This window comes from Streptomyces sp. NPDC093065, from assembly GCF_044754585.1.
Taxonomy (GTDB): domain Bacteria; phylum Actinomycetota; class Actinomycetes; order Streptomycetales; family Streptomycetaceae; genus Streptomyces.
In genome coordinates, this window is sequence record NZ_JBIVPJ010000006.1 from 357,676 (window position 1) to 378,093 (window position 20,418).

The 20,418-nt window shown below is 72.4% G+C and carries 22 protein-coding genes; 8 read left to right on the forward strand and 14 right to left on the reverse strand.

The annotated features are described in order from the left end of the window. Positions 1 to 151: 151 nt before the first annotated feature. Both ACIQFU_RS14060 and ACIQFU_RS14065 read right to left on the reverse strand, forming a co-directional pair. Positions 152 to 1,150: a cupin domain-containing protein gene (locus ACIQFU_RS14060; RefSeq protein ID WP_402551360.1), complete on the reverse strand. Its 999-nt coding sequence runs from the start codon at positions 1,148 to 1,150 to the stop codon at positions 152 to 154. A 159-nt stretch (positions 1,151 to 1,309) separates the two neighbouring features. After that, the gene (locus ACIQFU_RS14065; RefSeq protein WP_402551362.1) at positions 1,310 to 2,071 is read right to left on the reverse strand and encodes a FadR/GntR family transcriptional regulator; all 762 of its coding nucleotides are present in this window, start codon (positions 2,069 to 2,071) and stop codon (positions 1,310 to 1,312) included. 115 nt (positions 2,072 to 2,186) lie between these two features. Between ACIQFU_RS14065 and ACIQFU_RS14070 the strand changes: the two genes are divergently transcribed. The 3 genes from ACIQFU_RS14070 to ACIQFU_RS14080 all read left to right on the forward strand — a co-directional run bounded on the left by ACIQFU_RS14070 (position 2,187) and on the right by ACIQFU_RS14080 (position 5,179). Continuing rightward, on the forward strand, positions 2,187 to 3,281 hold the full coding sequence (locus ACIQFU_RS14070) for an ornithine cyclodeaminase family protein (protein WP_402551364.1): 1,095 nt from the start codon (positions 2,187 to 2,189) through the stop codon (positions 3,279 to 3,281). A 114-nt stretch (positions 3,282 to 3,395) separates the two neighbouring features. Further along, a complete protein-coding gene (locus tag ACIQFU_RS14075) occupies positions 3,396 to 4,388 on the forward strand; it encodes an ABC transporter substrate-binding protein (RefSeq protein ID WP_402551366.1) in 993 nt (330 codons plus the stop codon). Next, positions 4,385 to 5,179 carry a class II aldolase/adducin family protein gene (locus tag ACIQFU_RS14080; RefSeq protein ID WP_402551368.1) on the forward strand — a complete coding sequence of 265 codons (795 nt, stop codon included), beginning with the start codon at positions 4,385 to 4,387 and terminating at the stop codon, positions 5,177 to 5,179. The genes ACIQFU_RS14075 and ACIQFU_RS14080 overlap by 4 nt, the downstream gene beginning before the upstream one ends. Here the strand turns inward: ACIQFU_RS14080 and ACIQFU_RS14085 are convergent. Together ACIQFU_RS14085 and ACIQFU_RS14090 are read right to left on the reverse strand one after the other, a co-directional pair. Further along, complete coding sequence (locus ACIQFU_RS14085; RefSeq protein ID WP_402551369.1) at positions 5,176 to 5,862, reverse strand: response regulator; 687 nt, start codon at positions 5,860 to 5,862, stop codon at positions 5,176 to 5,178. The genes ACIQFU_RS14080 and ACIQFU_RS14085 overlap by 4 nt on opposite strands. A 79-nt stretch (positions 5,863 to 5,941) precedes the next feature. Beyond that, positions 5,942 to 7,204 carry a histidine kinase gene (locus tag ACIQFU_RS14090; protein ID WP_402551371.1) on the reverse strand — a complete coding sequence of 421 codons (1,263 nt, stop codon included), beginning with the start codon at positions 7,202 to 7,204 and terminating at the stop codon, positions 5,942 to 5,944. Between the two features lie 173 nt (positions 7,205 to 7,377). On the opposite strand from ACIQFU_RS14090, the gene ACIQFU_RS14095 reads away from it, so the two are divergent. Continuing rightward, positions 7,378 to 7,578, forward strand: a complete 201-nt coding sequence (locus ACIQFU_RS14095) for a hypothetical protein (RefSeq protein WP_402551373.1) — start codon at positions 7,378 to 7,380, stop codon at positions 7,576 to 7,578. A gap of 7 nt (positions 7,579 to 7,585) precedes the next feature. On the opposite strand, the gene ACIQFU_RS14100 is transcribed toward ACIQFU_RS14095, so the two are convergent. After that, complete coding sequence (locus ACIQFU_RS14100) at positions 7,586 to 7,981, reverse strand: ribonuclease domain-containing protein (RefSeq protein WP_402551374.1); 396 nt, start codon at positions 7,979 to 7,981, stop codon at positions 7,586 to 7,588. A 175-nt stretch (positions 7,982 to 8,156) separates the two neighbouring features. Here ACIQFU_RS14100 and ACIQFU_RS14105 point away from each other — a divergent pair, with 175 nt between their 5' ends. Further along, complete coding sequence (locus ACIQFU_RS14105) at positions 8,157 to 8,945, forward strand: SDR family oxidoreductase (RefSeq protein ID WP_402551375.1); 789 nt, start codon at positions 8,157 to 8,159, stop codon at positions 8,943 to 8,945. Positions 8,946 to 9,075: 130 nt separating this feature from the next. Here the strand turns inward: ACIQFU_RS14105 and alc are convergent, their stop codons facing one another. Both alc and allB read right to left on the reverse strand, forming a co-directional pair. Continuing rightward, on the reverse strand, positions 9,076 to 10,206 hold the full coding sequence (gene alc / locus ACIQFU_RS14110; protein WP_402551377.1) for an allantoicase: 1,131 nt from the start codon (positions 10,204 to 10,206) through the stop codon (positions 9,076 to 9,078). Positions 10,207 to 10,270: 64 nt separating this feature from the next. Continuing rightward, positions 10,271 to 11,608 carry an allantoinase AllB gene (allB, locus tag ACIQFU_RS14115; protein WP_127892378.1) on the reverse strand — a complete coding sequence of 446 codons (1,338 nt, stop codon included), beginning with the start codon at positions 11,606 to 11,608 and terminating at the stop codon, positions 10,271 to 10,273. A gap of 250 nt (positions 11,609 to 11,858) precedes the next feature. On the opposite strand from allB, the gene allR reads away from it, so the two are divergent. Further along, complete coding sequence (allR, locus tag ACIQFU_RS14120) at positions 11,859 to 12,680, forward strand: allantoin degradation transcriptional regulator AllR (RefSeq protein ID WP_385967640.1); 822 nt, start codon at positions 11,859 to 11,861, stop codon at positions 12,678 to 12,680. 40 nt (positions 12,681 to 12,720) lie between these two features. Here allR and ACIQFU_RS14125 read toward each other — a convergent pair whose 3' ends face one another. After that, the gene (locus ACIQFU_RS14125; protein ID WP_127892380.1) at positions 12,721 to 13,035 is read right to left on the reverse strand and encodes a DUF5955 family protein; all 315 of its coding nucleotides are present in this window, start codon (positions 13,033 to 13,035) and stop codon (positions 12,721 to 12,723) included. Between the two features lie 162 nt (positions 13,036 to 13,197). Here ACIQFU_RS14125 and ACIQFU_RS14130 point away from each other — a divergent pair, with 162 nt between their 5' ends. Both ACIQFU_RS14130 and aceB read left to right on the forward strand, forming a co-directional pair. Next, positions 13,198 to 13,821, forward strand: a complete 624-nt coding sequence (locus ACIQFU_RS14130; protein WP_402551380.1) for an NTP transferase domain-containing protein — start codon at positions 13,198 to 13,200, stop codon at positions 13,819 to 13,821. Between the two features lie 184 nt (positions 13,822 to 14,005). Continuing rightward, complete coding sequence (gene aceB, locus ACIQFU_RS14135; protein ID WP_127892382.1) at positions 14,006 to 15,628, forward strand: malate synthase A; 1,623 nt, start codon at positions 14,006 to 14,008, stop codon at positions 15,626 to 15,628. Between the two features lie 79 nt (positions 15,629 to 15,707). On the opposite strand, the gene ACIQFU_RS14140 is transcribed toward aceB, so the two are convergent. The 6 genes from ACIQFU_RS14140 to leuC all read right to left on the reverse strand — a co-directional run bounded on the left by ACIQFU_RS14140 (position 15,708) and on the right by leuC (position 20,386). After that, positions 15,708 to 16,622 (reverse strand): HipA family kinase, encoded by a 915-nt coding sequence (locus ACIQFU_RS14140; protein ID WP_402551383.1) that lies wholly within the window; start codon positions 16,620 to 16,622, stop codon positions 15,708 to 15,710. 57 nt (positions 16,623 to 16,679) lie between these two features. After that, positions 16,680 to 17,381, reverse strand: coding sequence for a LuxR C-terminal-related transcriptional regulator (locus tag ACIQFU_RS14145; protein ID WP_007388117.1), 702 nt, complete (start codon positions 17,379 to 17,381; stop codon positions 16,680 to 16,682). A gap of 326 nt (positions 17,382 to 17,707) precedes the next feature. Then, positions 17,708 to 18,049 carry a Tlm Orf16 gene (locus ACIQFU_RS14150; protein ID WP_007388118.1) on the reverse strand — a complete coding sequence of 114 codons (342 nt, stop codon included), beginning with the start codon at positions 18,047 to 18,049 and terminating at the stop codon, positions 17,708 to 17,710. Positions 18,050 to 18,097: 48 nt separating this feature from the next. Further along, positions 18,098 to 18,298: an MbtH family NRPS accessory protein gene (locus tag ACIQFU_RS14155; RefSeq protein WP_007388119.1), complete on the reverse strand. Its 201-nt coding sequence runs from the start codon at positions 18,296 to 18,298 to the stop codon at positions 18,098 to 18,100. A gap of 48 nt (positions 18,299 to 18,346) precedes the next feature. After that, positions 18,347 to 18,970 (reverse strand): 3-isopropylmalate dehydratase small subunit, encoded by a 624-nt coding sequence (gene leuD, locus ACIQFU_RS14160; protein ID WP_007388120.1) that lies wholly within the window; start codon positions 18,968 to 18,970, stop codon positions 18,347 to 18,349. Positions 18,971 to 18,982: 12 nt separating this feature from the next. Continuing rightward, positions 18,983 to 20,386: a 3-isopropylmalate dehydratase large subunit gene (gene leuC, locus ACIQFU_RS14165; protein ID WP_007388121.1), complete on the reverse strand. Its 1,404-nt coding sequence runs from the start codon at positions 20,384 to 20,386 to the stop codon at positions 18,983 to 18,985. Positions 20,387 to 20,418: the final 32 nt, after the last annotated feature.

The following is a 20,418-nucleotide window of genomic DNA, read 5'->3' on the forward strand; positions in this document are numbered from 1 at the left end:
GGGCCCGCCCCCCGCCCCGCTGCGGGGGTGCGCCCGGGCCCCCCGGGCCCGGGGGGGGGGGGGGGGGGCCGGTGGGGGGCCCGCGGGGGGCCCGGGGCGGGGGGCGGGGGCCCCCCGGGCCCGCTTCCCCGTTCCGGTGGCGGTGTCCAGGTCAGCCCTCGTACTCGGGGGCGTTCTCCAGGTAGTGGACGGTGTCGTAGCCCAGGTGCTTGAAGATCCTGTTCTGCGCCGAGAAGACCTTCAGCGGTGTGCCGTCGTGGGCGAAGAGCTGGCAGATGTGGTTCTGCGGCACGTACAGCGTGTCGCCCTTCTTGATCTCGTGCCGGGTCGGTTCGAGGGCGACGCGGGCGTAGTACTTCTCCGCGATCTCGGCCTCGACCTCCCACTGCAGCGCGTAGCCGCCGCCGTCGAGGACGTAGAGCACCTCGTCGGCCATCTTCCAGTACTTGCCCGAACGGCTGCCGGTGGGGATGTCCAGTTCGTAGGCGTCGACGGAGAACAGGCGCGCGTCGGTGCGCTCGGGCGAGGTGAGCACGCGCTGCCGGCCGAGCGGGGTGCTCTCCCAGCTCGTGTCGGCCGGGGAGATGACCTTCTTGCGGTCCAGGACGCCCGGGGTCCACACCCGCGACCAGTCCTCACGGGGGCCGAACTCGTCCGGGCGCTCGATCGGACCGCTGCGGCCCTGCTGCCGCAGGCCCATGAACATCCAGGTGCTCTTGGCCTTCACCACCAGCGCGGTGGCCTGCTCGTCGTAGGGGTTGAAGTGGCGGTGGACCGAGTCGGTGTGGACGAAGACGAAGTCGTCCTTGGCCCAGTCGTAGCGCTGGTCGTCGTGGATCTCGTAACCGCGGCCCTCCAGGATGTAGAAGGCGGCCTCGTTCTGGTGGCCGTGACCGTGGTTGCTGGACTGCGGCGGCAACTGGACGAAGTGGACCTGGACGGTCTGGGTGAGGAACTCCTCGTCACCGGGACCGATCCGCCACCAGGTGCGGGACTTCTCGCTGTCGCCGGAGTGGGCGACCTTGGCGTCGTCGACGACGACCGTGTCGTCCCGGACCCGCTTGGAGGCCAACTGCCGGGTGCGGAACTCGCCGAGCCCGTACGTCTCAGAGGTGAGGCCGCGGACGAAGGTACGCCCCTTCTTTGCCATGCATTCCTCCTGTAGGGCAGCTCAACTGCCGAGCAGCTCAACCAACTAACGGTATGACCATAATACCGAGCCAGTGAGGTGCCAACCCTCGTGCACGAAGTGACCGCACGCGAAAGCGCCCCGGACCGCACCAGTCCGGGGCGCTCGCGAACGGCGCGGTCAGTCCTTCACGCGGGAGGCCGTGCGCTCCAGGTGGGTGCGCATGATCCTGGTCGCGGCCTCGACGTCCCGGGCGGCGATCGCGTCGACCAGTTCCCGGTGCTCCCTGGTGCCGCGCCGGCCCATCCTCGGCTCGACGGCCTGGGCCTCACGCAGGCTCATCAGCATCGGGCCGTGGAACGACTGCACCAGCATCTCGATGGCCGGGTTGTGGGTGCAGGCGGCGATCCGGATGTGGAAGGCGGTGGAGAGCTCCATCGTGTACTCCCCCTCCTTCATCACCTCCGCGTGCGCGTCGCACATGGCGCGCAGATCGGCGATGTCCTCCTCCGTGGCCCGCTCCACGGCCAGCGGCACGACCCCCAGCTCGAAGACCAGACGCGCCTCGGTGACCTGGGAGGCGGTCAGCGGCGAGAAGGTGAGGAGGTCGGCGAGCCCCTCGCTGACCCGGCTCGAACTCGGCACCGTCACGAAGGCGCCGCCGCGCGCGCCGACCCGGATCTCGACGAGGCCGTTGGACTCCAGGATGCGCAGGGCCTCGCGGATGGTGACCCGGCTGACGCCGAACTGGACGCACAGCTCGCGTTCGCTGGGCAGGCGGTCGCCCGGCTGCAGCCGCTCCTCCTTCAGCAGCTGCCGGATCTGCTCGACGATCACCTGGGAGACACGGCTCGAGGAGACGGCCTTGAACAGCTCCTGCGGGACGGCCGCCCGCCCGGACTGCGCCTCGTTCTCCGGGGTCTGACTCGCTCGGGTTGACATGGGGGCATTCTCCCACGACGGACCGACGGTTGACCCGGTTCTGACCAACGGAATAACGTCATACCAAAAATCCATTGGCGAAAACCCATCGGCACACATCCGCCCAGGAGGCCCCGTGCTGGTCCTCGGCAACGACGTCACCGCCACCGTTCTCACCATGCCCGACGTGATCGCCGCCCTGGAAGCGTCGTACGGGGACCTCGCCACGGGCGAGGGCGTCTGCCGCCCGCGCATCGATCTGCGCTTCCCGGCCGGGGACGGCCGGGTCTACCAGTGGGGCACGATGGAGGGCGGCTCGGCCCGCACCGGGTACGCGGCGATCCGCATGAAGTCCGACCTCGTCGTCGAGGCCGGCCCCGAAGGTGCCCGCACGCAGGAGAAGTACTGCGTGGCGCCCGGCCGTTACTGCGGCCTCGTGCTGCTGCTCGACATCCGCAGCGGCGAGCCGGTGGCCCTGCTCAACGACGGCCTGCTCCAGCACCTGCGGGTCGGCGCCGACTCCGCGCTCGGCACCCGGTACGCCGCCCGCCCCGGCAGCCGCGTCCTCGGCCTGCTCGGCTCGGGCGGCATGGCCCGCAGCCACCTGGAGGCGCTGCTGCCCGTCCTCCCCGTGGAGCGCGTCCAGGTGTACAGCCCGACCCGCGCCCACCGGGAGGCCTTCGCCGCCGAGGCGCGCGAGCGGTACGGCGTCGAGGCCGTCGCCGTGGCGGACGGCGCGGAGGCGCACCGGGGCGCCGACCTCGTCGCCGGCTGCACCGACGCCGTGGGCGAGGTGGTCCTCGGCGAGCACCTCGCCCCCGGCACGCACGTCACCTGCGTCGGCGGCCGTCTGGACCGGCGCGCAGTCGAGCGGCTGGACGTGTGGCTGCGGCTCGGCGACGCCGGCACCCCGGCATCGACGCCGGGGTGGGCCACGGGCGACGAGTACGTGGTCTACCGCGCCCGTCCCGACGACCCGGTCTGGGCCCGGCACCGCCACGGCCACACGCGCCGCCCGCCCCGGGGGCCGCGCCGGGTCGGCCTGAGCGAACTCCTCGACGGCACCGCACGGGCCCGCACGGACGACCGGCAGATCACCTTCTCCGAGCGCGGCAACATCCAGGGCGCCCAGTTCCACGCCGTCGCCGCCCTGGTCTACGAGCGGGCGCGGGAACGGGGACTGGGGCACGAGATCCCGCGGGACCTGCTGCTCCAGGACATCCGCGACTGAGCCGCGGCGGTCTCCCACACCCCGCTATTGGTATAACCATTGACGCATTCGGCCCCGCCTGCCTACCGTGCTCCACGCACCCCTCCCCCGTACGTGACCGAAGGAGCAGCATCGATGTCCCGCCGCCTCCATCTCTCCTTCGCCTGCGGTGACTACGACCGCGTGCGCGCCCTGCAGGACGGCCGCGTGCGGCCCGAGGGCATCGACCTCACCTTCCTGCCGCTCGGCGTGGAGGAGACGTTCTACCGGCAGTTGAGGCACCACGAGTTCGACGTCAGCGAACTGAGCCTGTCGAGCTATGCGATGACCCTCGACCAGGAGGACCCGCCCTTCGTCGCGCTGCCGGTCTTCCCGTCCCGCTTCTTCCGCCACCAGTCGATCTACGTCAACTCCCGCAGCGGCATCGAGAAGCCCGCGGACCTCGTCGGCAAGCGCGTCGGCACCCCCGAGTACCAGATGACGGCCGGGGTGTGGCAGCGCGGCATCCTCGCCGAGGAATACGGGGTGCCCGTCGAGTCGGTCCACTACTTCACCGGCGGCATCGAGCAGCCCGGACGCCCCGAGAAGCTGCCGCTGGACCTCCCCGGCACGGTGCGGATCACGCCGATCGGCCCGGGGCAGACCCTGTCCCGGATGCTCGCCGACGGCGAGATCGACGCGGTCCAGAGCGCCAGCCAGCCCTCCTGCATGGGCCGCGACCCGCACGTGAGGCACCTCTTCGAGGACTTCCCGGCCGTCGAGCGGGACTACTACGCCCGCACCGGCATCTTCCCGATCATGCACGTCGTCGCCGTGCGCAGGACCCTCGTCGAACGCCATCCGTGGATCGCCCGCTCGCTCACCAAGGCCTTCGAGGAGTCCCTCCGCATCGCCTACGACGACCTGCGCTACCGCAGCGCCCTGAAGGTCATGCTGCCGTGGCTGCAGGAACACGTGACCGCGACGGCCGAGGCGCTCGGCGAGGGCTGGTGGGACTACGGCCTGGAGAACAACCGCACCGCGCTGGAGGCCTTCGCCCGCTACCAGCACGAGCAGCATCTCGTCTCCCGCCGCCGCACGGCGGAGGACCTGGTCCTGGCGCACGCCGACGACACCTACGTCCTGTGACCCGCGCCGCGCCGGGTGCCGCGAGCGGTCCCGCTCCCGAACCGACTCCCGGGGAACTGATCGCGCTGGGGTGCCGGATCCTCGCGTTCCGCGGGCTGGCCGCCGACATCCTCGGCCACATCTCGCTGCGCCGCGACGACGGTGCCCTGTACGTGCGGTGCCGGGGTCCGCGCGAACGAGGGCTGCTGCTCACCGAGCCCGCCGACGTCCATCCGGTCCCCCCGGACGGCGAGCCGGCGCCGCCCGACGGCTACCGCGTCCCCAACGAACTGCCGATCCACCGCGAGGTCCTGCGCGCCCGTCCCGACGTCCGTGCGGTCGTCCACGTCCACCCGCCCCACACCGTGGCCGCCGACCTGGCCGGCCTGCCGCTGCGGCCCGTCGTCGGTGCCTACGACATCCCGGCCATGCGCATGGCGCTCGGCGGCATCCCCGTCTCCCCGAGGGCCGTCCTGGTGACCCGGGCGGATCTCGGCCGGGAGGTGGCAGCCGCCCTCGCCGACCGCCCGGTCGCGATACTCCGGGGCCACGGCATCGTCGCCACCGGGGACTGCGTGCAGCAGGCGGTGGTGCGCGCCCTGTCGGTCGAGTCGCTCGCGGCGACGACCCTGCGGTCGGCCGCCGGGCCCACGCTCCCCTCCGCCCTGCCGCCGGAGGACGTCGCCGAACTCCCGGACCTGGGCGGCGCCTTCAACGACACGCTGGTGTGGAACAGCCATGTCGCGGCCCTCGAACACGCGGGCCTGGGTCTGTGGCCGCACCGGCCGTCCCGGCCCCGGTCCTCGGCCTAGGCGTCGTCCCCGTCCCCGTCCAACAGCCCGGCGTCGTGGACCAGCAGGGCGATCTGGACGCGGTTGTCGAGGCCGAGCTTGGCCAGGATGCGGGAGACGTGGGCCTTGACCGTGGCGACGCTCATGAAGAGACGGGTCGCGATGTCGGCGTTGGCCATGCCCCGGCCGACGGCGACGGCGACCTCGCGCTCGCGTTCGTTGAGGGCGTCCACGCGTGCACGCGCGCGTGCGTGCCGTGCGTGCCGCGTGCCGGGGGCGGTACCGGCCGCCTGCTCCATCAGCCGCCGGGTGACGGCGGGCGACAGGACGGGGTCGCCGGCCGCGACCCTGCGCACCGCGTCGAGGATCTGCGCGGGCGGGGTGTCCTTGAGGACGAACCCGGCGGCGCCGGCGCGCAGGGCGCGCAGCACCTGTTCGTCCGCGTGGAAGGTGGTGAGCACGACGACCTGGGGCGCGTCCGCGCGACCGCGCAGCCGTTCGGTCGCCGCGAGGCCGTCCACGCCCGGCATCCGGATGTCCATGAGGACGACGTCCGGGCGGGTGCGGTCGACGAGTGCCCCGACCTCGTCGCCGTCGGCGGCCTCGCCGACGATCTCCACATCCTCGGCACCGCCCAGCATGAGGGCCAGTCCGGCCCGCACGAGCGGGTCGTCGTCGACGAGGAGCAGTCTGATCGCAGTCATGCGTCCTACGTAATCACGGTCGCCGGGGCCGGCTCCGCCCCGCGGCGGCGCTCCCGGGGCACGGCCGCCGGGCACCGGCTCACTCCCCCCACGGCAGCCTCGCCCGTACCTCGAAGCCGCCCTCGGGTGTGGGCCCGTGCTCCAAGGTGCCGCCCGCCAGCGTGGCCCGCTCCGTCAGCCCGATCAGGCCCTGCCCGGAGCCGGGCACGTGCGGCACCTCGCCGTCCGGCGGGGCGTTGCGCACCGACAGGGTGAGGCCGTCGCCCGGTGCTCCGGTGACCGAGACGGTGACCTCGGTGCCGGGGGCGTGCTTGCGCGCGTTGGTCAGCGCCTCCTGGGCGATGCGGTACGCGGTGCGGCCCACGGAGGCGGGGACCGCACCGGGGTCGGGGACGCGCTCCGCGAGGGCGACCTTCATGCCGGCCGCACGGGACTCGGCGACCAGCGCGTCGAGGGCCGCGAGCGTCGGCTGCGGGCGGCCCGCGTCGTCGGACTCCGCCGCCCGCAGGACGCCGATGATCTCCCGCAGGTCCTGGAGGGCCTCGTGCGCGCTCTCCCGGATGACGCCCGCCGCCCGCGCGACCTCCTCACGGGGTGCGTCGGGGCGGAACTCCAGGGCGCCCGCGTGCACGCTGAGCAGCGTGAGCCGGTGGGCGAGGACGTCGTGCATCTCGCGGGCGATGGCCTCCCTGGCCAGCCGCTGCGCCTGCTCGGACCGCAGCCGTGCCTCGGCCTCGGCGTGCCGGGCGCGGTCGCGCAGGCTGAGCAGGAGCTGGCGCTTGGAGCGGACGAGCAGGCCCCAGCCGAGCACCGTGACGGCGAGCAGGACGGCGATGGCCAGGGAGGCGAGGAAGGGCAGCCCGGGTTCCGGGCGCATCCAGTAGTACAGGGGCACCACGGCGAGACTCGCGCCGCCGATCCAGGCCACGTACCGGAAGGGCCGGTGCACGGCGAGCGTGAACAGGGAGGCCAGGACGGCGCCGCCCGCGGTGGCGGAGACGAGGGAGACGGGCACCATCGCCACGGCCAGCCCTACCGGCCACCGGCGCCGGAGCCAGACGGCCGCACAGGCCAGCGCCCCGATCAGCTGGTCCGCGACGGCCGCGGCGCTCGACAGGTGCGGCTCCTGGTCCAGCGAGTCCGCGGCCAGCAGGCCGACGGCGACCGCGAGCAGGAAGCAGGCGAAGTCGACGATCCAGTCGCGCGCGGTGCGCCTCGGCCGGCCGCCGGGCCGCCGGGGCTGCGGGTACAGGTCCTCGACCAGCGCCGCCGGCAGCACCCAGCGCCGCTTCACGAAGGCCGGGGGCACCGCGGCCTGCTTGTCACCGTTCACGGTCGACAAATCTACGCAGGGGTGACGGCCGGGACGACGGGTCGGCAGGGACCGTCGACCAAAGTCGCGCGGCCTGCGACTTTCGGCGCGCCGGGGTCCGGACGCCGACGCCTTCCGTCGGGCAGGGCTCGCCCCGCGGCCGATGCGTGTGGGGGGGGGACCGCGGGGCGAGAGTCGGGATCATGAAGCGACTGTTGGAGTTCCTGGGTTTCCTCGCCGTGTTGCAGGGCCTGATGGGCCTGGTGCACGAGTTCACCGACTGGAACGTGGGTGTGGTGCGGCGGATCGGTTTCCTCGACGGCCACGAGGTCTACGCGAGCGTGGCCCTGCTCGCTCTCGGCGGCGCGCTGTTCGCCGCCGCCGAGAGCCGCACGTCCGGGTGAACGGGCCTCAGCAGCCGTAGTCGACGAGGTCGAACGACGCGTAGTGGTCGGCCGTGTAGTAGTCCTCCTGGTTCTCCTCGCCGGTGACGATCCGGCGGGCTCCGCGCGTGTCGGAGCCCGGCGTGATCACGGTGTACTCGTGGTAGTACCCGGAGGACTGGCCGGGCAGGATGCCCTCCCGGTTCTGGAAGACGGTCCCGTCCTGTTCGAAGGGGTAGGGGCCGCCCTGCTCGATCAGGTCGAGCGTGTCGTGGGCCTGGGAGGGCAGGTCGCCGTAACAGATGTCGCCGACCGCCGCCGGGGCGGCGCCGGCCGTGGTCGCGGAGACGGTGCCGCCCACGAGGAGGGCGGACAGGACTGCGGCTGCTGCGCCGAGCCGAGCGGCGCGTGGGGGGAATCGCATGACTCATGATGACGCGCGTAGACAGTGGCATGTCAATGACAAGGTCGTGGAGTTTCCCGGGACGTCATATGTGTTTTCCGCGTGTTCACATCATGAGCGGCACGGGCGTCCCGCCGGTCAGGTCGACGTCCGTTCACCGCCAGCACGGGCCCGGCGGCCCGGCTGGGATGGACTCATGAACACGAATACGCACACGCACACGAACCCGCTCGCACCCGCACCCGCCCCCGCTCCCCTGGCCGGCCGTACCGCGCTCGTGACCGGCGGCAGCCGGGGCATCGGCGCGGCGACCGCCCTGCGGCTGGCCCGGGAGGGCGCGGACGTGGCCCTCACCTACGTGCACGGCAAGGACGCGGCCGAGGACGTCGTACGGGCCGCCGAGGCACTGGGGCGCCGGGCGGTGGCCCTGCGGGCCGACTCCGCGGACGCGGCCGAGGCGGCGGGAGCGGTGGAGCGGGCCGCCACGGCGCTCGGCGGCGGCCTCGACGTGCTGGTCAACAACGTGGGGCTCGGCCTGCTCGGCCCGTTGGAGAGCCTCTCCCCCGCCGATGTCGACCGGCTGCTGGCGGTGAACGTCCGCGGCGTCTTCCTGGCCTCGCAGGCGGCCGCGGCCCGCATGACCGAGGGCGGGCGGATCATCACCGTCGGCACCTGTATGACCCAGCGGGTGCCGGGGCCCGGCGGGACGCTCTACGCGACGAGCAAGTCGGCGCTGATCGGGCTGACCAAGGCGCTGGCCAGGGAGTTGGGGCCGCGCGGGATCACGGCGAACATCGTGCACCCGGGGCCGATCGACACCGACATGAACCCGGCTGACGGGCCCTACGCGGAGGGGCAGGCCGCCATGACGGCGCTGGGCCGCTTCGGCACGGCGGACGAGGTGGCGTCGACGGTGGCCTACCTGGCGACCGCCACGTACGTCACCGGCGCGGAGTTCGCGGTGGACGGCGGCCACGCGGCGTAGCCCGCTCCCGGGACGTGCACGAGGCCGCGCCCCGGGACGTGCGCGCGGGGCGCACCGGTGCTGTCCGGCCGGTGCGCCCCGCGGGTCGGTGAGCGGCGGCGGGTGGGCCGCCGCGATCCGTGGTGGCGGGTCAGCCGCCCAGTTCCTGGTGGCGGGCGGCGAGGTGGGCAGCGCCGTCCTCGGTCAGGGAGCCGAACAGGCGCAGCCGGGAGATGCCGCCGTCGGGGAAGATGTCCACGCGCGCGTGGGTGCCGACGGCCGCCTCCGGGAGGACGAAGCGGTGGTTGGTGTCGGGCTGCATCCGGGTGCGCGGGAGCACCTCGCGCCACTCGCCGCCCTCGCCGTCCTTCACCGACACCGACGCCCAGCCCGCGCTGTTGCCCTTCAGGTACGCCGTGTCGATCTCGATCGCGCGGATCTGCGAGCGGTCCACCAGGCGGTACTGGATCCAGTCGTTGCCCCGGTCGCGACGGCGGCGGGTCTCCCAGCCGTCGTCCATCTTGCGGGAGCGGCCCGGCTGGATGGTGTTGGTGGCCGGGGAGTAGAAGAGGTTGGAGGCGTCCTCGACCTGGCCGCCGTTCCCCAGGGCGACCACGTCGAAGGTGCCCAGCGCGGTGAGCCAGGCGGGGTCCGGGACGACCTCGCCGTACACCCGCAGGCGGGCGATGCCGCCGTCGGGGTGCTGCTTGAGCCGCAGGTGGGTGAAGCGCTGCTCGGCCGAGACGGCGAAGCCGTTGGCCGCGTGGCCGCCGACCGGGGTGCGCGGGACGAGGGTCGTCCACTTCACGTCGTCCGCGAGCAGTTCCTCCGGGGACGGGGAGCCCGCCACCGAGGCGCCCTCGACGGAGACGGCCTGCGGGTAGTTGCCCCGGAAGTGGGCGGTGTCGACGACGATGCCGCGGATCACGCCGGGGGCGCCGAGGCGGATCAGCGCCCAGTCGTGGTCCTCCTCGGTGGGCCAGGGCTGCTCGGCCGAGACACCGCGGCGCCGGCGGGTCTCCCAGCCGTCCATGACCTTGCCCTTGTGCCCGAAGTGCTCGGGGTCGAACTCGGCGGGCTCGGGCACCAGCAGGTTCTCGCGCTGGGCGAAGAACTCGTCGTTGGCGGCGACGACACCCGCGCCGAGCTGCCGGTCGGCAAGGTTGGCGTACTGGGTGAAGGGGAGGTCGGCGGTGCGGTAGTCCGCGTACGGGTCGCCGCCTCCGTAGGGCTGGGCGTCGCCGGTGAAGCTGGCCAACGAGGTGTTCTGCTGGGCCGTCACGGTGATCAGGTGTTCCTTTCGGGGCTGTTCGGGGGGTACTGGGTTCAGGGCGTGTCCGGGCGCGTCAGGCCCGGTCGAGGAGCTGTCCCTTCGGGTCGGTGAACGCGCCGTCCGCCACGATGCGCTCGCCGCGCAGCCAGGTGGACTTCACGACGCCGTACAGGGTCTTGCCCGCGTACGCGGTGACGCGGTTGCGGTGCTGGAGGGCGGCCGGGTCGACGGTGAAGGTCTCGTCGGGGGCCAGCACGGCGAAGTCCGCGTCGTGGCCCGGCGCGATGGCGCCCTTGCGTGCGTCCAGCCCCACCAGGGCGGCCGTGCGCGCCGACATCCAGCGCACGATGTCCTCCAGGCCGAGGCCCCGCCCGCGAGCCGCGGTCCACATGGCCGGCAGGCTGAGCTGGAGACCGGCGATGCCGCCCCAGGCGGTGGCGAAGTCGTCGGTCTTGAGGTCGGCGGTGGACGGGGAGTGGTCGGTGACGACGCAGTCGATCGTGCCGTCCGCCAGCGCCTGCCAGAGCAGGTCCTGGTTGGCGGCCTCGCGGATCGGCGGGCAGCACTTGAACTCGCTGGCGCCGTCCGGCACTTCCTCGGCGGTGAGGGTGAGGTAGTGCGGGCAGGTCTCGACCGTCACCTGTACGCCGTCGGCGCGGGCCTCGGCGATCAGCGGCAGGGCGTCGCTGGAGGAGAGGTGCAGCACGTGCACGCGCGCGTTGAACCGCTTGGCCTGCGCGAGCAGGGTCGCGATCGCGGTGTCCTCGGCGTCGCGCGGGCGGCTGGCGAGGAAGTGGGTGTACTTGGGGCCGCCCTGCTGCGGGGCCGCCGCCAGGTGGTGCGGGTCCTCGGCGTGCACGATCAGCAGGCCGTCGAAGGCGGCGATCTCCGCCAGGGACCGGGCGAGCTGCTCCTGGTCGAGGTGCGGGAACTCGTCCACGCCGGACGGCGACAGGAACGCCTTGAAGCCGAAGACCCCGGCCTCGTGCAGCGGGCGCAGGTCCTTGACGTTGTCCGGCAGGGCGCCGCCCCAGAAGCCGACGTCGATGTGGGCCTTGTCGGCGGCGACCGCGCGCTTGGTGCGCAGGTTGTCGACCGTGGTGGTGGGCGGGATGGAGTTGAGCGGCATGTCGACGAGGGTGGTGATGCCGCCGGCGGCCGCGGCGCGGGTGGCGGTCCAGAAGCCCTCCCACTCGGTGCGGCCGGGGTCGTTCACGTGCACGTGGGTGTCGACCAGGCCGGGCAGCACGACGTGGTCGCCGACGTCCTCCAGCCGGGCGCCGTCCGGGACGGGCGCGTCGTACGGCAGGACCGCCGTGATCGTCCCGCCGGTCACCGCTATCGACGCGGCGCGTGTCCCCTCGGGGGTGATGACGCGCGTCGAGCGCAGCACCAGTTCAGCTCCGGACACCCGAAACCCCTCTTTCTGCCGCCGAGTTTTTCAACGTTCTGTTGAAGTCTCCTGTCGAAGGAGTCTTCATTCCCGCTCCCGTGCCGTCAAGAGGCACCCTTTGTGTGGGCATGCCCACGGCTCAGCCCTGGACGTTTCCACAAAGCGGAATTAGAATTCCAGCAAGCAGAACGTAGCTACGTACAAGCCGGTAGTCAACCGGCCGCCGGGTACGCTTCTTTCCTCCCGCCAGCCCCGAAAGGAACGTGCCGTGCCGACGTCCAGCGCCAGCACCACCGACTCCGCCAGGTCCGCCACCGGTGGCGTCCAGTCCCTGGAGCGCGCCTTCGACCTGCTCGAACGGATGGCGGACGCGGGGGGCGAGGTCGGCCTGAGCGAGCTCTCGGCGAGCAGCGGACTGCCGCTGCCGACCATCCACCGCCTGATGCGCACGCTCGTGGCCTGCGGCTACGTACGCCAGCAGCCCAACCGCCGGTACGCGCTCGGCCCGCGCCTGATCCGCCTCGGCGAGTCCGCCTCCCGGCTGCTGGGCACCTGGGCGCGCCCGCACCTGGCCCGCCTGGTCGAGGAGACCGGCGAGACGGCGAACATGGCGCTGCTCGACGGGGACGAGATCGTGTACGTCGCCCAGGTGCCGTCCAAGCACTCGATGCGCATGTTCACCGAGGTCGGCCGGCGCGTCCTGCCGCACTCCACGGGCGTCGGCAAGGCGCTGCTCGCGGACTTCCCGGCGGACGAGGTGCGGGCCCTGCTGGGCCGTACCGGCATGCCGGCCGCGACCGACAAGACGATCACCACGCCGGACGGCTTCATCGCGGCGCTCGAGGACGTGCGGCGCCAGGGCTACGCGATCGACGACAACGAGCAGGAGATCGGGGTGCGCTGCCTGGCCGTCTCGGTGCCGGACTCCCCCACCGCCGCGGCCATCTCGATCTCCGGTCCCGCGGGCCGCGTCACCGAGGCCGCGACCGACCGGATCGTGCCCCTGCTCCAGCAGGTGGCGGCGGAGCTGTCCCAGGCCCTGCTGACCTCGAACGGCTCGAACGGCTCGAACGGCAACCCGGCCGCCTGAGGCAGCGCCCCTCCCCGACAGCACCTCCCGCGCACGCGGCTCAGCGGCGCGGCGGGTCCCCGAAGAGCTCCACCGCGTGACGGACCTCCGTCAGCCCCGGCTTCAGGGCGCTGACGGAGCCGATGGCACCGGCAATCAGCAGCAGGGAGCGGCGCAGCCGTGGCACCTCGGGGACGCCGTGGCCGGCCATGGCGGCGAGGTCGGCCAGCTCGTCCTCCGCGATGCCGCGGTCCGGGAAATCGGCGGGCAGCAGGGCGAGCTGGCGGCGCAACCGGGCCACCGCGGTACGCAGTGCCACCACCCTCACGTCCTCGTCGCCGACGGTCACGCGCCTCTGCCCCAAGCTCCGCAACACAGCCCTCCCCGCCCTCCCCCTCGCACCCCGTTGTGCGCGGGCCAGTAAACGCCACCCCGCACCGGACGCGCCAGCGCGCGGACCGAAATTCAGCCTCCGGAACACCTCCGTGCACCCCGCGCACGCCGGGGCGTTTGGCGCGCCGTCAGGTATGCAGGACGCATGACCGACAACGAGGCCCTGACAGAAGACCAGGTGGGCGACCGGGTGGCGGGACTGCTACTGGCCGCCGGGGGCGGCCGACGGCTCGGCGGCCGCCCCAAGGCACTGCTCGAACACCGTGGACACCCGCTCGTCGAACACGCGGTCGGTGCGCTGCGGGCGGCCGGCTGCGCACGCGTGCACGTCGTCCTGGGGGCACGCGCCGAGGACGTGCGCGCGCGGGCGGCGCTCGACGACTGCGCCCTCGTGGACAACCCCGGGTGGGAACAGGGCATGGGGTCGTCCCTGCGGGCCGGGCTCCGCTCACTGACCGGGACCGGGGCGCGGGCGGCACTGGTCTGCCTGGTGGACCAGCCCGGCATCGGCGCGGAGGCGATGGCCCGGGTGCGCGCCGCGTACCGGGACGAGACGTCGCTGGTCTCGGCGGCGTACGCGGGCGTGCGCGGACACCCCGCGCTGCTCGGCGCCGCGCACTGGGCGGGGATCGCGGCGACCGCCACCGGTGACCGGGGTGCCCGCGCCTATCTGCGGGAACACGAGGCGGAGATCGCCCTCGTCGAGTGCGGGGACGTGGCCCGGCCGTACGACATCGACACCGAGGCGGACCTGGTCCACCTTGAGTGAGGGAGGTGGCACCGAGCGCCACCTTCCCTCGACCCGGAGAATCTCGACATCAACAAACCATTGAAGTTCCACGATGAGGAAACTACTATCCACTGACCAGAAGCACTCCGCTGCACGGCGAGTGCGTAATGCCCCATACGCACCCTCTGGCACCCGGTGCCACCGCTGAAGGAAGTGACAGCTCATGTCCGCACCAGCGCCGTCCACGCTGGCCATCGTCGACGCCGAGCCCCTGCCCCGGCAGGAGGAGGTCCTCACCGATGCGGCGCTCGCCTTCGTGGCCGAGCTGCACCGGCGGTTCACGCCCCGGCGTGACGAGCTCCTCGCCCGCCGTGCGGAGCGCCGCGCCGAGATCGCCCGCACCTCCACGCTCGACTTCCTCCCGGAGACGGCCGCGATCCGCGCGGACGACTCCTGGAAGGTGGCCCCCGCTCCGGCCGCGCTGCAGGACCGCCGCGTCGAGATCACCGGCCCCACCGACCGCAAGATGACCATCAACGCGCTCAACTCGGGCGCGAAGGTGTGGCTCGCGGACTTCGAGGACGCCTCGGCGCCGACCTGGGAGAACGTGGTCCTCGGCCAGCTCAACCTGGCCTCGGCCTACACCCGCACCATCGACTTCACCGACGAGCGCACCGGAAAGTCGTACGCCCTGCGCCCGGACGCCGAACTGGCGACGGTCGTCATGCGTCCCCGCGGCTGGCACCTCGACGAGCGCCACCTCCAGGTGGACGGCCGCCCGGTCCCCGGCGCCCTGGTCGACTTCGGCCTGTACTTCTTCCACAACGCCCAGCGTCTGCTGGACCTCGGCAAGGGCCCGTACTTCTACCTCCCGAAGACCGAGTCCCACCTGGAGGCCCGCCTGTGGAACGAGGTGTTCGTCTTCGCGCAGGACTACGTCGGCATCCCGCAGGGCACGGTGCGCGCCACCGTCCTGATCGAGACGATCACGGCCGCGTACGAGATGGAGGAGATCCTCTACGAACTGCGCGACCACGCCTCCGGGCTGAACGCGGGGCGCTGGGACTACCTGTTCTCCATCGTCAAGAACTTCCGTGACGGCGGGGCCAAGTTCGTCCTGCCGGACCGCAACGCGGTGACGATGACCGCCCCGTTCATGCGGGCGTACACCGAACTCCTCGTCCGCACCTGCCACAAGCGGGGCGCGCACGCGATCGGCGGCATGGCGGCCTTCATCCCCTCGCGCCGCGACGCCGAGGTCAACAAGGTCGCCTTCGAGAAGGTCCGCGCCGACAAGGACCGCGAGGCCGGCGACGGCTTCGACGGCTCCTGGGTCGCCCACCCCGACCTGGTCCCGATCGCCATGGAGTCCTTCGACAAGGTCCTCGGCGACAAGCCGAACCAGAAGGACCGGCTGCGCGAGGACGTCGACGTCAAGGCGGCCGACCTGATCGCCGTCGACTCGCTCGACGCCAAGCCGACGTACGCCGGACTGGTCAACGCCGTCCAGGTCGGCATCCGCTACATCGAGGCCTGGCTGCGCGGCCTCGGCGCGGTCGCCATCTTCAACCTGATGGAGGACGCGGCCACCGCCGAGATCTCCCGCTCGCAGATCTGGCAGTGGATCAACGCGGAGGTCGTCCTCGACAACGGCGAGCAGGTCACCGCCGACCTGGCCCGCAAGGTCGCCGCCGAGGAGCTGGCGAACATCCGCGCCGAGATCGGCGACGAGGCCTTCGCGGCCGGCAACTGGCAGCAGGCCCACGACCTGCTGCTCACGGTGTCGCTCGACGAGGACTACGCCGACTTCCTGACGCTGCCGGCGTACGAGCAGCTCAAGGGCTGACGTTCTACGGACCTGGTGATCCGCGCCCCCGGTGCCGAAGCACGGCGCCGGGGGCGCGGTCCTGCGTCGGGCGGTGTGGTCAGCCGAGGTGCACGGACCAGTCCTGCTCGGCGGGCGGCTTGCCGTGCAGGTCGGGGACCCGCTTCAGCCAGTCGGGCCGGCCCCGCTGCGTACGTGCCGCGCGGGCGGCGTTCTCGGCGGCGAGTTCCTCGCGGCTCGGGAAGCCGGTGGGCAGCCACTGCCGGGAGGCCCGCACACGGGCGTGCAGGTAGTCCACGTAGGCGGCGCGCACCTTCTCCGGCGTGTCGAGGTCACCCTCGCAGCTGAGCCATTCCTCGGGCACCCGGCCCACCACCTCGCGCAGCAGCTCCCGTGTCACCTTCGGCGCCAGGTCGGCGTCGGCGGCCGGGAGGTCGGGCGCGTAGTGGCCGAGGGCGTGGTGGCGGAAGTCGTACGCCTTCTCGGGCGGGGAGGCGCCCCAGCGGTGGTGGAAGACGAGGGCCGCGCCGTGGTCGATCAGCCACAGGCGCGGGGGTGCGGTGCCGAGAGTGGGCCACACCATGAGGTTGGAGCTGTGCACCGTCCGGTCGACGTTCACGGTGAGGGCGTCCAGCCAGACGACCCGCCCGGCCTCCCGCGCGTCCACCGGGAACACCTCGGCCAGCTCGGGCGTGAAGTCGGCGCCGCCCGACAGGTAGTCCATGCCGAGGTTGAGCCCCGCGCTGGCGTGCAGCAGGTCCCGCACCTCCTGGTGCGGTTCGGCCTCCGCGATCGCCGGATCGAAGTGCGCGAGCACCAGCTCCGGCACCCGCAGCCCCAGCTCCCGGGCCAGCTCCCCCACGATCACCTCGGCGACCAGCGCCTTGCGGCCCTGCGCGGAGCCGGTGAACTTCAGGACGTAGGTGCCGAGATCGTCGGCCTCGACGACGGCGGGCACGGAGCCGCCGGAACGCAGGGGTTCGACGTAGCGGGTGGCGATGACTTCGGTGAGCATGGGGCGAGCATATTGACCGGCTGGAAGACCGACCCGTCCTGGCCGCCGACCGCGCCCCTACGCGCCCAGCGCCTCGTCCGGTCCGAGCCGCACGAGTCCCTCTCGCAGGGCGACGGCCGCCGCCTGGGTGCGGTTGGGGCAGTCGAGCTTGGACAGGACGATCGCCACAGTGCGCTTGGCCACGTGTTCGGACACGTCGAGGGCCTGCCCGATCTGCCGATTGCTGAGCCCCTCGACCACCAATTCGAGCACCCGTCTCTCGCGCTCGGTGAGCTGTCTTCCGGGGAACCCGGCCCGTTCCCCCACGGTGCGCCGTTCACGCCGGGGTGGCCGCGCGGCCGGCGCCGGCTGCGTTCCCTCGATGGACTTCCGCAGTGCCTCCTCGAGCCCGTGGACCGTCAGAGCGTCCTGGTCGAGGATCCCGTCACAGGGCACGACCGCGCCCGACGCGGCCCGTCGCACCTCCGCTCCGGGCAGCACCAGCAGGACTCGCACCCCGTTGCGGCGGACGACCTCGGCCAGCCGGGCGGCCCACGCCTCCTCACCGGTGCCGGATCCGTTGACACACCACATGACCACCACGTCGCAGGAGAGGATGAGCAGTTGAACGGCGTCCTCGGGGGACGCCGTCGTGAACTCCTCGGGCCGGAAGACGGTGCTCTGCTTCACCCGGGCCGCCTCCTCCAGCATGGCCGCGAGACCACTGCGCGCGACCTCGCCCCGCGCTACGACCGCGACCCTGACCGAACCCTGGTTCATCCGCGCCCCCGTCCATCCGTCGACCGGCTCCCCCTACCGAGCCGCCGTCGCACAACGTCAGCGATTATGGCCCGGCAGGGTGCGAATTCGCGCCACTTCGAGGGTTGCAGTAGATCGACGATCGTGTCACCACCGAGCGACACGCAGCCGTCACGCCCCCGGCACGGGGGGCTGCCCGCACGTTCTCGGCCAGAAAGGTGCGGCGCCGGGCCGGTCGGTGCGTCCGGGCCGCCCGCAACGCGGAAAGCGGCGGTACGGGGGGGGGACCCGTACCGCCGCTCTCTTCTCAGCGGACTTTGGGGTGGGGCGGTCGCGCGCCACGCGGGCTACCGCGTGGCGCCGGCCTCCTCCGACGGCACCAGGTGCCCGGTGCCGGTGAGCGACGTCAGTTCGATGTCGGTGACACAGCGCACCTTCACCAGGTTCAGGGTCAGCGTGCCCTCGATGTGCACGCTGCCGACCCCCCGCGCGAAGTCCGCCCCGCTGAGGTCGCTGGCCGCAGCGTCGACGCGTACGCCGAGGTCCGTGCCGCCGGCCGTGTCGGTGAACTTGATGAAGACGTACCCCTTCTCGGCGACGCGCCGCTGGAAGTCCTCCACGGAGGGGGAGGGTCCGCCGACCGCTGTCTTCTGTCCCTCGGCCGAGAGGCGTCGGACGAGTTCGTCCATGAGTGGCTCCTTGTTCGGTGTCGCGAACGTGTGTCCCGGGCCGCGCCGTCAGCCGGCCGACTGCTCCATCTGCAGGCGCAGGCTCTTGGGTCGCATGTCGACCCAGACCTCCCTGACGTACTCGAGGCACTCCTCCTTCGAGCCGGCCGTTCCCGTCTCCCGCCAGCCGTCGGGGACGGCGAGGTAGGTCGGCCACAGGGAGTACTGCTCCTCGTCGTTGACGAGGACCTTCATCTGCTCTGCTTCCATGTCCGGGCTCCAGGGTCTGCGCTGTCGGGATGGGGGTACGCCGCCGTCTCAGGCGGACCGGGGGAAGAGCCAGGGCGCCTCCTGCCTGCGGCGCTCCTCGTAGGCGTGGACCTGGTCCTGGTGGGAGAGCGTCCAGCCGATGTTGTCGAGCCCCTCCATCAGCGAGTTCTTCTTGAAGGGGTCGATCTTGAACCGGTAGGTGCGCCCGTCGGCGGTGGCCACCGTCTGGGCCGGCAGGTCGATGTGCAGGGTCGGCGACGCACCCTCCGCCAGGCCCTCCGCGATCGCCTCCACCTCGGCCGCCTCGAGGCTGACCGGGAGGATGCTGCTGTTGAAGCAGTTGTTGTGGAAGATGTCCGCGAAGCCGGGCGCGACCACGCACCGGAAGCCGAACTCCCGCAGGGACCAGGGCGCGTGCTCGCGGGAGGATCCGCAACCGAAGTTCTCGCCGGCGACGAGGACCGAGGCTCCCTGGTACCGGGGCGCGTTCAGCGGGAAGTCCGGGTCGGGAGTGGTCCCGTCCTCCAGGTAGCGCCAGTTGCCGAACAGGTGCCGACCGAAGCCGGTGCGGCTGATCGACTTGAGGAACCGGGCGGGGACGATGTCGTCGGTGTTCACGTTGGACCGCATCAGCGGCACCGCGGTGCCGTCGTGCGTGATGAACTTCTCCATGGGGTCCTTCCTCTACAGGTCGCGGACGTCGGCGAACCGGCCCGCCACGGCCGTGGCGGCCGCGGTCGCCGGACTGACCAGGTGGGTTCGGCCGCCCTTGCCCTGACGTCCTTCGAAGTTGCGGTTGCTCGTGGAAGCGCAGCGCTCGCCGGCGGACAGGCGGTCCCCGTTCATCGCGATGCACATGCTGCAGCCGGGCTCACGCCACTCGAAGCCCGCGGCGCGGAACACGTCCGCCATCCCCTCGGCCTCGGCGGCGCGGCGGACGGCCATCGAGCCGGGTACGACGATGGCCCGCACGCCCGGCGCCACCTTGCGGCCGGCGACGAACTCGGCGGCCAGCCGCAGGTCCTCCAGCCGGGAGTTGGTGCACGAGCCGATGAACACGGTGTCGACCGGAATCTCGTCGATCCGCCGGCCGGGCTCCAGGCCCATGTACTCCAGGGCCTTCTCCCGCTCGGCGCGCAGGACGGGATCGCTCTCGGCCGCCGGGTCCGGCACGGTGCCCGTGATGTCGGCGACCATCCCCGGGTTGGTGCCCCAGGTGACCTGCGGCACCAGGTCGTCCACGTCGAGGTGGTGCTCGGCGTCGTAGCGGGCACCGGGGTCGGCGGCCAGCTGCCGCCACTGCTCGGCGGCCTGCTCGAAGAGTTCCCCGGAGGGCGCGTAACGCCGGCCGCGCACGTACTCGACCGTGACCTCGTCGGGGGCGACCATGCCCGCCCGCGCCCCCGCCTCGATGGCCATGTTGCACAGCGTCATGCGGCCCTCGATGGACAGCGCGTGCACGGCGGAGCCCGTGAACTCGATGACGTGGTGGGTACCGGCGTCGGTGCCGAGCCTGCGGATCATCGCCAGCGCGATGTCCTTGGCGCTCACCCCCGGGGCCAGGGCGCCGTCGATGCGGATGTTCATCGTGCGGGGCTTCTGCTGGAGCAGGCACTGCGTGGCGAGCACGTGCTCCACCTCGCTGGTGCCGATGCCCATGGCGAAGATGCCGAGGGCGCCGTGGGTCGAGGTGTGGGAGTCGCCGCAGACGACCGTCATGCCCGGCAGCGACAGACCCAGCTCCGGGCCGATGACGTGCACGATGCCCTGGTCGTCGTCGTTCATGCCGAGGAGCCGGACACCGAAGTCGCGGGCGTTGTCCTCCATCGTCTCGATGCAGACGACGCTCTGCTGGTCGATGACGTCGATCAGACGGCGTCCCGGCGTCGTCGGCACGTTGTGGTCGATCACCGCGACCACGGTCTCGGGACGGTGCACCGGCAGGCCGCGTTCCGTCAGCCCGGCGAACGCCTGCGGTGAGGTCGCCTCGTGCGTGAGGTGCCGGTCGATGTAGAGCATCGGTATCTCGCCGGGTTCGTCGCGCACCACGTGCGCGTCCCAGATCTTGTCGAACATCGTGCGGGGCATCGGGTGGTGTCTCCTTCGAGGGATGTCTCGTG

Coding starts and splice junctions, on each gene's coding strand:
- ACIQFU_RS14060 (WP_402551360.1), bottom strand. CDS start 1,150: ATGGCAAAGAAGGGGCGTACCTTCGTCCGCGGCCTCACCTCTGAGACG.
- ACIQFU_RS14065 (WP_402551362.1), bottom strand. CDS start 2,071: ATGTCAACCCGAGCGAGTCAGACCCCGGAGAACGAGGCGCAGTCCGGG.
- ACIQFU_RS14075 (WP_402551366.1), top strand. CDS start 3,396: ATGTCCCGCCGCCTCCATCTCTCCTTCGCCTGCGGTGACTACGACCGC.
- ACIQFU_RS14085 (WP_402551369.1), bottom strand. CDS start 5,862: ATGACTGCGATCAGACTGCTCCTCGTCGACGACGACCCGCTCGTGCGG.
- ACIQFU_RS14095 (WP_402551373.1), top strand. CDS start 7,378: ATGAAGCGACTGTTGGAGTTCCTGGGTTTCCTCGCCGTGTTGCAGGGC.
- ACIQFU_RS14100 (WP_402551374.1), bottom strand. CDS start 7,981: ATGCGATTCCCCCCACGCGCCGCTCGGCTCGGCGCAGCAGCCGCAGTC.
- ACIQFU_RS14105 (WP_402551375.1), top strand. CDS start 8,157: ATGAACACGAATACGCACACGCACACGAACCCGCTCGCACCCGCACCC.
- ACIQFU_RS14130 (WP_402551380.1), top strand. CDS start 13,198: ATGACCGACAACGAGGCCCTGACAGAAGACCAGGTGGGCGACCGGGTG.
- aceB (WP_127892382.1), top strand. CDS start 14,006: ATGTCCGCACCAGCGCCGTCCACGCTGGCCATCGTCGACGCCGAGCCC.
- ACIQFU_RS14140 (WP_402551383.1), bottom strand. CDS start 16,622: ATGCTCACCGAAGTCATCGCCACCCGCTACGTCGAACCCCTGCGTTCC.
- ACIQFU_RS14145 (WP_007388117.1), bottom strand. CDS start 17,381: ATGAACCAGGGTTCGGTCAGGGTCGCGGTCGTAGCGCGGGGCGAGGTC.
- ACIQFU_RS14150 (WP_007388118.1), bottom strand. CDS start 18,049: ATGGACGAACTCGTCCGACGCCTCTCGGCCGAGGGACAGAAGACAGCG.
- ACIQFU_RS14155 (WP_007388119.1), bottom strand. CDS start 18,298: ATGGAAGCAGAGCAGATGAAGGTCCTCGTCAACGACGAGGAGCAGTAC.
- leuD (WP_007388120.1), bottom strand. CDS start 18,970: ATGGAGAAGTTCATCACGCACGACGGCACCGCGGTGCCGCTGATGCGG.
- leuC (WP_007388121.1), bottom strand. CDS start 20,386: ATGCCCCGCACGATGTTCGACAAGATCTGGGACGCGCACGTGGTGCGC.